This window comes from Granulicella tundricola MP5ACTX9 (genome assembly GCF_000178975.2).
Taxonomy (GTDB): domain Bacteria; phylum Acidobacteriota; class Terriglobia; order Terriglobales; family Acidobacteriaceae; genus Edaphobacter; species Edaphobacter tundricola.
The window spans coordinates 287070-300292 of record NC_015065.1; the positions used below are offsets into that span (position 1 = coordinate 287070).

The 13223-nt window shown below is 57.9% G+C and carries 8 protein-coding genes; 5 read left to right on the forward strand and 3 right to left on the reverse strand.

Annotation, left to right across the window (positions count from 1 at the left end):
- Positions 1-144: 144 nt before the first annotated feature.
- The 5 genes from ACIX9_RS21395 to ACIX9_RS21415 all read left to right on the forward strand — a co-directional run bounded on the left by ACIX9_RS21395 (position 145) and on the right by ACIX9_RS21415 (position 10121).
- Complete coding sequence (locus ACIX9_RS21395; protein ID WP_013582279.1) at positions 145-3603, forward strand: TonB-dependent receptor; 3459 nt, start codon at positions 145-147, stop codon at positions 3601-3603.
- 187 nt (positions 3604-3790) lie between these two features.
- Complete coding sequence (locus tag ACIX9_RS21400; protein ID WP_232298919.1) at positions 3791-5428, forward strand: CRTAC1 family protein; 1638 nt, start codon at positions 3791-3793, stop codon at positions 5426-5428.
- Between the two features lie 32 nt (positions 5429-5460).
- Positions 5461-6966 (forward strand): carboxylesterase/lipase family protein, encoded by a 1506-nt coding sequence (locus tag ACIX9_RS21405; RefSeq protein ID WP_232298925.1) that lies wholly within the window; start codon positions 5461-5463, stop codon positions 6964-6966.
- Positions 6967-7094: 128 nt separating this feature from the next.
- Entirely contained in the window at positions 7095-8510 is a 1416-nt protein-coding gene (locus ACIX9_RS21410) for a glycoside hydrolase family 30 protein (protein ID WP_013582282.1), read from the forward strand.
- 117 nt (positions 8511-8627) lie between these two features.
- On the forward strand, positions 8628-10121 hold the full coding sequence (locus tag ACIX9_RS21415) for a glycoside hydrolase family 28 protein (protein ID WP_041598106.1): 1494 nt from the start codon (positions 8628-8630) through the stop codon (positions 10119-10121).
- Between the two features lie 8 nt (positions 10122-10129).
- On the opposite strand, the gene ACIX9_RS21420 is transcribed toward ACIX9_RS21415, so the two are convergent.
- The 3 genes from ACIX9_RS21420 to ACIX9_RS25485 form a co-directional block, all read right to left on the reverse strand.
- Positions 10130-11734, reverse strand: a complete 1605-nt coding sequence (locus ACIX9_RS21420; protein WP_013582284.1) for a rhamnogalacturonidase — start codon at positions 11732-11734, stop codon at positions 10130-10132.
- Between the two features lie 166 nt (positions 11735-11900).
- Positions 11901-12839, reverse strand: coding sequence for an alpha/beta hydrolase family protein (locus ACIX9_RS21425; RefSeq protein ID WP_049789480.1), 939 nt, complete (start codon positions 12837-12839; stop codon positions 11901-11903).
- A gap of 17 nt (positions 12840-12856) precedes the next feature.
- Positions 12857-13174 carry a hypothetical protein gene (locus tag ACIX9_RS25485; RefSeq protein ID WP_049789481.1) on the reverse strand — a complete coding sequence of 106 codons (318 nt, stop codon included), beginning with the start codon at positions 13172-13174 and terminating at the stop codon, positions 12857-12859.
- Positions 13175-13223 lie beyond the last annotated feature (49 nt).

A 13223-nucleotide genomic window follows, 5' to 3' on the forward strand; every position in this document is an offset into this window, starting at 1 on the left:
GACATGCTGCTTGACAACGCTTAACGGGCTCATGTGAAATAGGCAACTGAAATTCCAGTAAAAGACAAACGCTTGTCCAGACGCCTTACGAGACTTTTCGGCGCGGAGCAAGGGAATGAGACGCAGTAAATTTCAGGGGGCAGTATGAGGTCATTTGGACCTGGTAAAAGTATTCGGAACGTAGCCACGGTTTTTGCGCTTGGCGTTGGATTTGCGCACGGACAGGCGACGAACTCGGGCGATATTCGCGGCACCGTCACAGATCCGACCGGCGCGCTGGTGCCGGATGTAGTCGTCACCGTTACAAACGTGAATACGGGTGTGACGAAGATTCTAAAGACCAATCAGGACGGTTTGTACGATACGTCTTCGATCGTGGTCGGCACGTATAGTGTGACATTTGAGCGTCCGGGGTTTGAGAAGTACTCGCGTCCACAGATCAGCTTGCAGGTGGGCACTTCGACCGTGAACGCGATCATGAAGGTTGGGTCCGCGACCGATCAGGTGGTGGTGAACACTGACCTTCCGTTGTTGGACACGGAGACTGGAACGCAGCAGACGACGTTTGAAGCGAAGTCGATGGAGCTTTTGCCGAATGTTGGTCAGGACTGGCAGAACTTTGCGATTTTGATTCCTGGGTCGGCTGGATTGGCCGGCGGTACCAATCCGGGCCAGTCCATTTCCGCGAATGGCAATCTGCCATATAGCAATATCCTTGCGGATGGAGCTTCTACGACGCTCGGAACCAGTTCGAACTCCGATGTGAATACATTCGAGACCGTGCAGGAGGTGCAGATCTCGACTTCGGCTTTTTCGGCTCAGTATGGTATCGGCGGCATCATCTTCAACCAGATCAGCAAGGGCGGCACGCGCCAGTTCCACGGCGCTGCGTACGACTACTTCAGCAGCTCTCAGTTCAATGCGAACTCCTATCAGTTTGCGGGTCAGAGCAATTCATTAGCCTTCGACCGCCGCAACAATTTTGGCGCTTCGGTAGGTGGTCCCGTCGCAATTCCGTTCACTAATCTGAAGAACAAGGCGTTCTTCTATTTCAACTACGATCAGATCGTCGATCACGGAAGCGCAAGCGGAACGAATGATATTCCTTCGACGGCGGTTATGGGTGGAGACTTTACTGGTCAGTCGCTGATCTACGATCCCACGACGCAGACGATGGCGAAGGACTCCAAAGGTAACTCCTATCCCGTCCGCAAATCGTTTTTGAGCGAATACGGCTTCAATGCGATTCCCACGAGCTTGTTCGATAAGGTTTCAGCTAACTTCCAGAAATTTTTCCCAACACCGGCCAATCATATTGTGGGTGGCCACTTCCAGGCAGGGCAGACAAACGGGCAAGGAATCCTGCAACGGAATTTCTACGCCAGTGTGCCTCAGTCCAATCCTGATAAGAAGTACTTCGGACGTCTGGATTATGACATCAGCCCTAGCAACCGTCTGACCTTCTCTGTCACTCAGGGCGATAACTCCGCTCTTTATCCGAATACGGTGACGGCTCAGCCGATTGGAGCATCTGCCGGCGATATCAGCCGCCTGAACTCACAGGTGACGGACGTGTGGAACATCAACGACCACTTCATCAATGAGGCTCGCTTCGGCTTCACGTACCAGGGTAATTTCTTCTCCGACCAGACCTTCGGTAAGGGCTATCCAGCACAGCTAGGCTTCCAGTTTGCTCAGGCGGACGAGATTCCAGGCGTGCAGTTCATCACTAACTATCCCTACGCGTGGATCCAACCGGAGTCCAGCCAGTTTATCTATAAGGAGAATGTCTTCGACCCTTCCGACGTGGTCACCCTAATCCGTGGGAAACATGTCTTGCACTTCGGCGGCGAAGTCGGAATTTATCGCAACGACAACACTCCTTACGCTCAGATCAACCCCGGGACCTTCCAGTTTTCCGGTCAGTATACACAGAACTGGGCGGTCAATGGACAGGGCGTAGCTGCACCCGACTCCAATACTGGCGCTGATTATGCCGACTTCCTTCTGGGCGACGCCTTGAACTGGGGCGCGCAGAACGGCTCTGAGTATGGAGCGCGCCTGAAGAATCCGCAGGTCTTTATTCAGGACGATTACAAAATTCGTCCCAACCTCACTTTGAACCTTGGGCTCCGCTATCAAGTCCGTCTTGGCATCAACGAGGTTCATGGCAATGTGGGGACTTTCGATCCCACCATCGTCAACACGGCAAACGGTCAACTAGGCGCTTATTGGTACGGACAGACCCACGCCAATGGCCGCACCTCGCTCCAGGACAGCAAGTACAGCACGCTCCTTCCTCGTGTCGGATTCGCCTTTCTTCCCACGCCTAACATGACAATTCGTGGTGGTTTCGGGGTCTACGCCTACAACCTTAGCCTCGATACCTACGGCGGCGGCCTGGGTAACGTCAACACTCAGTCCGGTAACTATCAGGACCCCACCAACGGAATTACTCCGGGTATTATCTTCAGTGGTCCGGGAACGGAGAATCTCACCGGTACTCCTCTGCCCTTCACCAAGGCTGGAACGAGCCCGACACGTTTCAATGGTCAGAGTGCTGGATACACTGCTTATCACACTCCGGATCCCAAGATCTACCAGTGGAATTTTGGTATTCAGCAGGCCATTGGAACCAATATGGTATTTGAACTTTCCTACGTGGCGAGCCATGCGTTCAACCTGAACTTCCCGACGGACATCAACCAGGTGCCCACCGCTCTGCTGGCCCAGAACGACTCGCAGTCACGGCCAAACCACAACTACACTTCCATCAATGGAAGTACCAACGACGCGATCTCCAACTACAACTCGCTGCAGACCTCTATCAACCGTCGTCTGGCGTCAGGCTTGAGCCTCAACTTCAATTACACCTGGGCCCACTTTCTGGACGATCAAGATTCCTCGGGTATGGGAAGCAAAGCCGGACCGATCAGCAGGCAGTTCGCGGATGCTCCTTCCAATTACAGCAACTCCAACTTTGACATAAGGAACTCCTTCAAGGGCCGGATCGTTTATCAACTTCCAATCGGACGTGGTAGGGCATTCCTAAACCATAACTGGCTCGTCGACGAGCTCCTAGGCGGCTATCAGGTCTCGAGCACAATTCAGCTGACCAGCGGCAATCCTTTCTCCGTTTTCGCGTCGAACCAACATTCCTACGATGAGCCCGGGCAGTCGGACGATCCATTCCCCAACTACTCTGGCGCACCGCTAACCCCAGCGGGCGGTCACAGCACCTTTGAGTGGTACAACCCGGCAGCATTTACCCTTCCGGCACCAGGAACCTTCGGAAACGTACGGCGCAATTCGGTCTATGGACCCGGCAGTGAATTGGTTAATCTATCCGCAGGCAAGAAGTTCGACATCCATGAAAGTGTGAAGTTGCAGATTCGTCTCGACGCCACCAACGCCTTCAATCATGCGAACTTCGGTCAGCCAAACGGCAACCTGGGGACATGCAGTGGGCCGCCGAACTGTGCAGTTGCACAGCAGGCCGGTCAGGCCTTTACTCAATCAGGGTCGTTTGGTGCGGGCAATAACCAGATTACTGGTGCTGGCGGCGGACGTTCACTGCAGGGTGGTATTCGCCTCGAATACTAAATTTCTACACTCACCAGAACGGACGGCGAAGCTCGCCGTCCGTCTTCTTTTCGGCACGGAAGAAGCGGTAAGCTAATCAGGAATGATGGTCGATCTAGTGCAGCGAGTAAGCACATCTTGTTTGTGGGGCGTCGTCTGCATTGTCCTCAGTGGCAGTGTTCTGGCGCAGTCTCCGCCGCGCTCAGCCATGCCAGATAAGGTTCCTTCCATCACCTTTGAAAATACCCTCAAGCAGTCCAAGATTGATTTCATCCTGAAGAGCAGCATCAGCCCGCAGCGGTACTCGATCGAGACGATGACGGGTGGTGTGGCTGCGTTCGACTACGACAATGACGGGCTGCTGGATCTCTTCTTTACGAATGGCGCGGCGATCCCTTCTCTGGAGAAGACGGATGCGAGCTTCTCAAATCGGCTGTTTCACAATAATGGGGATGGTACGTTTACCGATGTGACGGTGAAGGCCGGTGTCGCGGGGCTTGGTTACTCGATGGGCGTTGCGGCGGGGGACTTTGATCATGATGGGTATGAAGATCTTTATGTGACGGGCGTCAACCATAACCAGCTTCTTCATAACAACGGGAACGGCACCTTTACCGATGTGACGGCTAAGGCGGGTGTGTTGGGGAATGTCGCGGGGGTTGGTAAGTCTTGGGCGGTTACGGCGGGGTGGTTCGATTACAACAACGATGGATTGCTGGATCTGCTGGTCGTCAACTATCTGAACTACGACATCAAGACCGCGGCCAGTTGCAGTGAGCACAAGATCATTACCTTCTGCTCGCCGGATGACTTCAAGGGGCTGCCCAATATCCTTTACAAGAACAACGGGGATGGCACCTTTACCGACGTCTCGATCCCGTCGCACATTGCGGACTATACCAATAAGGGCATGGGTGTTGCCTTTGCGGATTATGATGGCGATGGGCGCATGGATATCTTTGTCTCGAACGACACCTTTCCTAATCTGCTGCTGCATAACAATGGTGATGGGACCTTCACGGATGAAGCGTTGAACGCGGGCGTTGCATATAACGAGATGGGCAGGACCGTCGCGGGGATGGGTGCGGAGTTTCGTGATCTGGATAACGATGGCAGGCCTGACATCTTCCATACGGCGATGTTTGGGGATTCGTTTCCGCTTTATAAGAATCTTGGGGAGAAGCAGTTTGACGATGCGACGAGCTCTTCCGGCCTGACTGCGCCGACGAGCCGCATGACCGCGTGGGGGGTTGGGGCGTATGACTTCGATAACGATGGGTATAAGGATTTGTTTACTGCTAACTCGGCCATTTTGGATAATTCGCTCGAGGTGGAACATCGGCCGTTTCTGCTGCCGAACAGCCTTTATCGCAACCTTGGCAACCTGCGGTTTGCGGATGTGAGCGCGAGTGCCGGCGGGGGTTTTAGCGTGGCTGCGGCGCATCGGGGGGCGGCGTTTGGGGACTTCAATAATGATGGGCGAGTGGATATTGCCGTTACTGTGCTGAATGGCTCGCCTGAGATCTTGATGAATCACACGGTTACGCAGAATCATTGGCTTATGTTGAAGCTGGTGGGGGTTAAGGATAACCGCGATGGGCTGGGGACGAAGGTGACGATTACGTCCAGCCACGGCAGCCAGTACAACCAGGCGACGACTACCGTTGGTTATAACTCGTCGAGCGACAAGCGTGTTCATTTTGGGCTGGGCGATGCGACGGTGGTTGATCGCATCGAATTGAGTTGGCCTACGGGAATCAAGCAGGTTCTTACGCATGTGAAGGCTGACCAGATATTGACGGTTACGGAGAGCTCAGTGACCGGAAGCCGAGGGGAACAACGATGATGGAACATGGCTTGTTGTCTCGGCGGAGACTCTTGACTCATGGTGCGTGTGCAGCAGTCGGCTTGTGGGGCCGCCGTGCGTTTGCGTTGGGCGCTGAGTGTTCCGCGGTGGTGAAGACTGGGTTGGGAACGCTGGTGGGAGAGTGTGGGCAGGGGGTGCGCGTCTTTCGTGGCGTGCCGTTTGCTGCGCCGCCGGTTGGGGATCTTCGGTTTCGTGCGCCAGCCAAGGCTCTTGCCTGGACGGGGGAGCGGGATGCGACGCGCTTTGGTGCGTCGGCTCCGCAGCCACGGGAGCAGGGCGTTACGCATAGTGAAGACTGTCTTTATCTGAATCTCTGGGCGCCGCAGGGTAAGGGGCCGTTCCCGGTGTATGTCTGGATCCATGGTGGAGGCTTCACGGGCGGGCATGCGTTTGAGCCGGTGTATGACGGCACGATGCTGGCGCAGCAGGGGGTGATCTGCATCACGGTTGGCTATCGGCTGGGCGTGTTGGGCTTTCTTGATGTCGAGCCGATGCTGGGGCGCGAGTATGCGGGGAGCGCCAATAACGGGTTGCGTGATTTGATGGCGGCTTTGTCCTGGGTGCAGGCGCACGTTGCGGACTTTGGGGGCGATCCTGGGCGGGTTACGGTGGGAGGGGAATCGGCTGGGGCTAAGCTGACCGATATCCTAATGGGGATTCCGGCTGCTCGTCCGTTGTTCAGCCAGATGATCTCAGAGAGCGGCGGGGCGGAACGTGTGTGGCCTCATGCGGTGGCGCAGAGTATCGGGAGCGGCTTTGCGGAGAAGTGGCGTGCGAGCAGTGGGCTTACGGATCGGGATCTGCTGACGGCATCGAGCGATCTGCTGCTGGTTGCGCAGGAGAAGATGATTGCGGAGTGGCCGCAACACTTTCCGCTGCGGCCGGAGATTGACGGGACCCTGGTGCCACGTCTTCCTATCCAGGCGATTGATGCAGGCTCATGCAAGGGCAAGCGGCTGTTGATCGGCACCAACCGCGATGAGAGTGCGCTGTTTGTAGGGCCGCATCCTGGGCACGATGCTAGTGCGGCGGAGCTTGGCAACATGCCGCAGAAGGAGTTTGTAGGGATCTATGCTCAGTACAAGCGGCTTTATCCGGAGATGACGGACGATCAACTTCGAATCCGGGCGCTGACTGCTGAGGAGTACTGGATTCCGTCGGTGAGGGTTGCCGATGCTCATGTGAAGGCAGGCGGAAAGGCCTGGATGTATCGTCTGGATTTTGCAGAGGCGAGAGGCCGGCTTGCGAACTTTGCGTATCACTCGCTGGATGTGGGGTTGGTGTGGGATAAGCCGCACCCGGGGATCGGCAATGATGCGGATGAGAGTGCGCTGGCTGTAACGATGCAGAGTGCGTGGGCGTCTTTCATTCGCGGTGGAGCCCCTGTTGCGGCTGGTCTGCCGGAGTGGCCGGAGTACGAGACTGGGAACCGGAAGACGATGATTCTGGATGTTCATAGCGGCGTGGTGGACCATCCACAGAAGGCTGAGTTAGCTTTGTGGGACGGGAAACTGTGACCGTTTGGCGCATCCGTAGCAAGACTGAGACAAACGGTTGTCTTAGTCCATTCTTCTATCAGTAGTATCCAGAGTTCTTCTTCGTTCTGGCTGTCCGCCGTTTCAGCACTGTTCTATCGGAGATTGTTATGATTCGCCACTCACTTTTTGCTTGTACCGCGCTTGTCTTGTTCAGTTCCTCTGTTGCACATGCTCAGACCAAACCGGACGTCGATGTATGGCTGACCAACTCCGATCGGACGGCTCTGCTTGCGAGGCAGAGCCCTGAGTTGAAGTTCGTCGCGGGCGCGGGGAGCGGCACCGTGATCCAGGTGGATGACACGAAGCGTTTTCAGCAGATGGACGGCTTCGGCTATGCGCTGACTGGCGGGAGTGCGGAGCTGCTGATGAAGATGCAGCCGGCGAAGCGGACGGAGCTGCTGCAGGAGTTGTTTGGGGTCAAGGGGAGCGCTATCGGCGTCTCGTATCTGCGGGTCAGTATCGGCGCTTCGGATATGAACGAACGAGTCTTTACCTATGACGACCTGCCTGCGGGGGAGACCGATCCGATGCTGGCGAAGTTCGGGTTGGGACCGGACCTGCAGGACGTCGTGCCGGTGCTGAAGGAGATTCTTGCGATCGATCCGAAGATTGCGATCCTGGCGAGTCCCTGGACTGCGCCCTCCTGGATGAAGACGAATGAGCTGCCCAAGGGTGGGAGTCTGAAGCCTGAGGACTATGAGGTCTATGCCCAGTACTTTGTGAAGTACCTGCACGCGATGGCGGCTGAAGGGATCACGATCAAAGCGATCACGATGCAGAACGAGCCTCGGAACCCCAAGAACACTCCCAGCATGGTGATGACTGCGGACGAGCAGAAGACGTTTCTTGCGGATGCCTTGGGGCCGGCCCTGCATAAGGCGGGACTCAAGACCGATGTGATCCTCTACGACCATAACTGCGACGATCCGGAGTATCCGCTGACAGCACTGGCGGACCCGAAGGCGAGCCAGTATGCGAAGGGGTCTGGCTTTCATCTGTATGAGGGAACGATCGATGCCATGAGCAAGGTGCATGACGCATACCCGAGCAAGGACCTCTATTTCACGGAGCAGATGGTGATCCAGAAGGATGCGACGAAGCCGTTGCGAGTTGCGGATACGGTGAGTCACCTGATCGTTGGGGCGCCGCGTAACTGGAGCAGGAATGTGCTGCTCTGGAATCTTGCGGCTGATCCGGATAACGGGCCGCATACGCCGAATGGCGGCTGCCCGATCTGCCAGGGGGCGATCACGCTGGACGGCGACCAAGTCACTCGGAATCTGGCCTTTTACACGTTGGCGCACGCCTCAAAGTTTGTGCGGCCGGGATCGGTGCGGGTTGAGTCTGGGAGTTCGGTTGCGGGTGTGCTGCCTAATGTCGCGTTCTCTACGCCTGACAAGGGTATGGTGCTGATTGTGGCTAATCCTGGGAAAGAGCAGCAGGCATTTTCTGTTGAGTTTCATCACAAGAGCTTCAGTGCGACGCTGAATGCTGGGGATGTGGCGACTTATGTTTGGCGGTAAGCGGTCTTTGTGACTGTGAGGTTTGGAGACTGTTTCTAAAGGGGATCGCACTCTAGCTTTTCGAAAGTGTTTCTATCTGCGAGGATAGCAACGCGAGTTTGAAAGGCTGGGTGAGTGATGCCGGAACATGATGAGCAACGGCGGAGTTTTTTGCGTGGTGCGATGCAGGGATTGGTGGCTCTGCCGCTGACTGCTGTCCTCCCGGCGAGTGTTTATGCACAGACGGGTAGGAAGAAGGCGGTGGCCCCTGCACCGACCCAGAAGCCGAAGAGCGATGTTCAGGTCAACGTGAGGGACCTGGGGGCTACCGGGGATGGCAGTACGAAGGATACTGTTGCGATGCAACTGGCGCTGGACCGATGCAGCGTTCTGGGGGGCGGGGAGGTACTTGTGCCTGCGGGTGAGTACCTGACGGGTGCGCTGCGGATTCACTCCAATACGGTGCTGCGGATCGAGGAGGGCGCAAGCCTGAACGGCTCGCCTGATATTGGTGATTATCCGTTTACCCAGGTTCGCTGGGAGGGGCGGTGGATCAAGGGCTATAGCGCCTTTATCTCTGCTCAGGATGGGGAGAACGTCACCATCATCGGCAAGGGAAAGATCGTTGCGAGTCCGGCGATCAAGGGGCGGGTGGTGCATGCGGATGGGTCGCCCATGGTTTATACGCGGCCTGCTGCGGGGACTGCTCCTAATCCAGACGGGCCTACGAATGTTGCGCGGCGGGACATTATGAGGAATCCTGCGCTGATGGAGTTTACGCATTGCAGGAACGTCCTGGTGCAGGACGTGTTTACGCAGGGCAACGATATGTGGTCTACCCATCCGGTGTACTGCGAGAATGTGACGTTTCGGAATGTGACGGTGCATAGCGGGGCGGATGGGATCGATGTGGACTCCTGCAAGGGCGTGGTGATCGATGGGTGTGAGTTTGTAACGCGGGACGATTGTATTTCTCTTAAAAGCGGGCGGGGCATGGAGGGGAATACGATTGGCGTGGTCTGTGAGGATATTCATATCTCGAACTGCACGTTCAACGACGCGGTCTGGGCGTGCATCGGGATTGGGAGTGAGACGTCAGGGGGGATACGCAATGTGCATGTCGAGCATTGCAAGTGCCTGGGGGCGCGTACGTTTGCGATCTATATCAAGAGCAGGCCGGGGCGGGGAGCGTTCATTGAGGACATTTATATGAATGACCTTGAGGTGTCTGGCGCGCAGCAGGGCTTTCTGCGGTTCAACATTCTGAACAGCGGGCTGCAGGACCCTGATCCAGTGCCGGGCGATGACGGCATTCCGACGATCCGCAACTTTCACTTCAGTAATATTCGGGTGAAGGATGTTCCGGTGCTGGTGGATGGGGCGTCGATCCACCCACGGAAGCCGCTGGAGGGTTTCTCCCTGACGAACGTGACGGGCACATGCGGCAAGGGGATCAGGCTGGCGAATATCCATCACGCTGTGATCCATGACGTGAAGGTTACGGGCTTTGCGGGGCCGCTGCTGAGTACTCGGAATGTGACGGGGACTGGGCTTGGGGGGGCGGTTCCGCTGCAGGAGGAGAAGGTGCCGGATGCGATTGGGCCGCCGGTGAAGGCTTATGTTTTGAGGTAGGGCACCCTTTAGAGGATGCGGTCTGAGATCTTCTCAAAGGATGAGTCCCTGGTTCCTCGGCTGCCGCTGAGGGTGAAGTCGGAGACCTGGCGGAGGACGTAGTTGGGGCCGGAGGTATGTGGGGTCTTGATGCGGAAGAGGTCCATGCCCTGGATGTTCTCTGCCCAGATGGCGGGGCGCTGGTCCGGGGTGGCGAGGGCGAACTCGATGTGCGAGACGTCCAGGCGGGTGATGTTGCGAAGGAAGAGCCCGTGGGAGGGCAGGCCTCCCATCCGGGTGGGATCGGGGTAGTCCTTGAGGCCCTGGTCCGGGATCGTTTCGGCTAGTTTGCGGTCTCCGCCGCCGACCTGGTGGAAGTAGATGTTGGAGAGGTTGACATCCTCAATGAGGTTGCTGGGGATGCCGGCGAGGATGCCGGGCTGGACCGAGGTGGAGTTATAGCTGATGAGGTTGTTGATGTAGATGCGGCGCATGGTGCCGACTTTGGTGCCGGCCGGGGCCCTCATGCGGGCGTTGAGGCGGACGTAGAGCGGAGAGACGGTGCATTCGCGCATGGTGATGTTGGAGATGGCGATGTCTTCCAGCAAAGCTCCGTCCGAGCTTTCAAGCGCGATGCCGCGTGCGCCTTCACAGACGCAGTTGGAGATGGTGATGTTGCGGAAGCCGCCGTTCGACTCGGTTCCGCACTTGATGCGGCCGGTGGCGGCCTTGTTGTTGGCTAGTTTGCCGATCTTGAAGGTGCCGTCGAGCAGGCTGCCGATCTCGTACTTGCCGGTGGTGTAGCAGTTGGTGATGGTGACGTTGTCGGTGGAGCGGGCGTAGCCGAGGGCGAAGGAACTTTTGGGGCAGATGGCGTCGTCTTCCGGCGAGTTGACGGTGCAGTTGGAGACGCGGACGTTTTTGCAGCAGTCGATGTCTATGCCGTCGCGGTCGGTATCGATCTTGAGATTGTCCACGGTGCAGTTATCGACGGCGGTGAGGAGCAGGCCGAAGTGGCCGCCTTTGAGGATGGAGAAGTCGCGGAAGATGACGTTGCGGCAGTTCTTGAGCGCGATGGTCTTGTTGCCGACGCCGTCCGGGAGGACGTGGTTGCCGTGGCCGGGGTTGAGGCCTCGTCCCCAGAGGAGGCCAGAGCCAGTGATGGAGAGATTGTGGAGATCTTCACCCCACATAAGCGAGTTGTGCCAGTGGTTGTGGCCGAAGTCCTGGTAGGCGTCCCAAGCGGTTTTGGGTTCGGGTGCGTCGTATTTGCCGCCGTTGTAACCGGCGGTGTCGCCGGGGTTGATGGGGCCGTCGGCGGCGATGATGGTGGAGCCTTGCGAGAGGTAGAGATCGACGTTGCTTTTGAGGTGGATGGAGAAGCAGAGGTAGGTGCCGGGGGAGACGAGGACTGTGCCTCCGCCTGCGGCTGCCGCGGCTTCGATGGCCCGGTTGATAGCTGGGGTGTCGAGGGTTTTACCGTCGCCTATGGCTCCGAAGGCGCGGATGTCGAAGGTGTGCTGGTTGGGTTTGGTGGGTGCGGGTGCTGCGAAGGATGGGGCTGAGGTGCCCAGGGCTGCGGCCAGGCCTGCACCGCTGAATTTCAGGAGGTCGCGTCTGTTCTGGTTGGGCATGGAGTCCTATCGGGTTGCCTGGGCTTGTGGTGGAGGTCAGTCGTGGGGCTGGACTGGACCTGAAGAATTTTGCTCGGTTAGTTCTCTGGAAAGGTCGGCTTCGCCGATGCCCACCCTAATCGACGATGAGACTGTCGATGAGGATGGGGCACACGAGGTTGAGTGGTCACTGGGCGGCTGCCTGGGCGTGGGTGGACCATGAGGTCCAGGTGTAGTCGTCTTTGTGCTGCTGCCAGAGGGCGTCCGGGACGGTTTGGAGGTCGGCTCGGGGGATGGCGGGGACGTCTGCGTCGAGTGCAGGGACGCCCCACTCAGAGGCTTCCTTCTGGAAGGGTGCACCGACCTGGGCTCCGGTTTTGTCAGACCAGGCGTGGATGGTGATGATGGGGGTGGCTTCGATGGAGGCTTCGGTCCAGTTAGAAAAGTGGAGTTGGCGCTGGAGGAAGAGGGCGGCGGGTTTGGTGACGAAGCTGGGGCGATGGCCTGCGTCCGGGAACCAGACTTGCTGGAAGAGGTTGGGGTTGGGGCCGGTGATGAGCTCGGTGCGATGGTGGAGGTCGTCGAAGAAGGGCTGCTCTGTGTGGTGCGATGTGATGAGGCTATCGGCAGTGCCGTTCATGACGAGGGTGGCTCCGCGGTTGGCATTGAGGGCGTAGAGGATTGCGCCGCGATCTCCGAGGAACTCAAGTGCATGGTAGGGGCCGGCCTGGCACATGAGCTTGGGGGATGAGTCCCAGTAGCCACCGGGGCCGTCGAGATTGCCGCCGCCGGAGAGGATGAGGGCGTGGATGTGGGGGTCTATTGCGCCGGCGATGGAGGCGTGGAAGGAGCCCATGGAGTATGCGAGGACGGCGATGCGGGATGCGTCGACGTCCGGGCGCTGGGCCAGGTACGAGGTGGACTGGAGGATGTCTGTGATCATCTGGCCGCCGAGGCGGGCGGGCATCTGGGGGCCGGGGATGACGATGTCATGGGCCCGGGCGTCTGAGGCTCGGGTGAGGACGCGCTCGTCTTCACCGATGGGGTCATAAGTGACGACGACGGCTCCGGCTTTCGCGTAGAGGATGCCGGAGTAGAAGGCGTACCAGGTGGTTTTATCGCCCATGTGGCCGTTGACGATGACTATGCCGGGGCGCTTTTGCCTGAGGGCTTCTCTGGGCGGTAGACGATGGCGGGAACTCTCATGCCGTAGAGGGTGGCGTAGGTGACACGCTCCGCGATGACGCCGGGTGTGGGAGAGAAGGTGCCGAAGCTTTGGGGCTCGACGGATGGGAGGGTGGCGGGGATGAAGAGGGCTTGCCTGATCTGGGTGCGCCACTTTGTATATTGGGCGGGGGTGGCGGGAGTTTGTGCGCGGAGGCTCGAGGCCGTGAGCAGGGCGAGGGCTGCGAGCAGGAGAGAGGCGACGCGCGGAGAGGAGGAGACGGGCTGCTGGGTCAAAGCGCACCTGAACGGAGACTGACTGTGCCTCCACGATAGAGGTAGTGGA

What these genes read in the sequence shown, in the direction of transcription:
- ACIX9_RS21395 (WP_013582279.1), top strand. Translation starts at nt 145, where the DNA reads ATGAGGTCATTTGGACCTGGTAAAAGTATTCGGAACGTAGCCACGGTT.
- ACIX9_RS21400 (WP_232298919.1), top strand. Translation starts at nt 3,791, where the DNA reads ATGCCAGATAAGGTTCCTTCCATCACCTTTGAAAATACCCTCAAGCAG.
- ACIX9_RS21410 (WP_013582282.1), top strand. Translation starts at nt 7,095, where the DNA reads ATGATTCGCCACTCACTTTTTGCTTGTACCGCGCTTGTCTTGTTCAGT.
- ACIX9_RS21415 (WP_041598106.1), top strand. Translation starts at nt 8,628, where the DNA reads ATGCCGGAACATGATGAGCAACGGCGGAGTTTTTTGCGTGGTGCGATG.
- ACIX9_RS21420 (WP_013582284.1), bottom strand. Translation starts at nt 11,734, where the DNA reads ATGCCCAACCAGAACAGACGCGACCTCCTGAAATTCAGCGGTGCAGGC.
- ACIX9_RS21425 (WP_049789480.1), bottom strand. Translation starts at nt 12,839, where the DNA reads ATGGGCGATAAAACCACCTGGTACGCCTTCTACTCCGGCATCCTCTAC.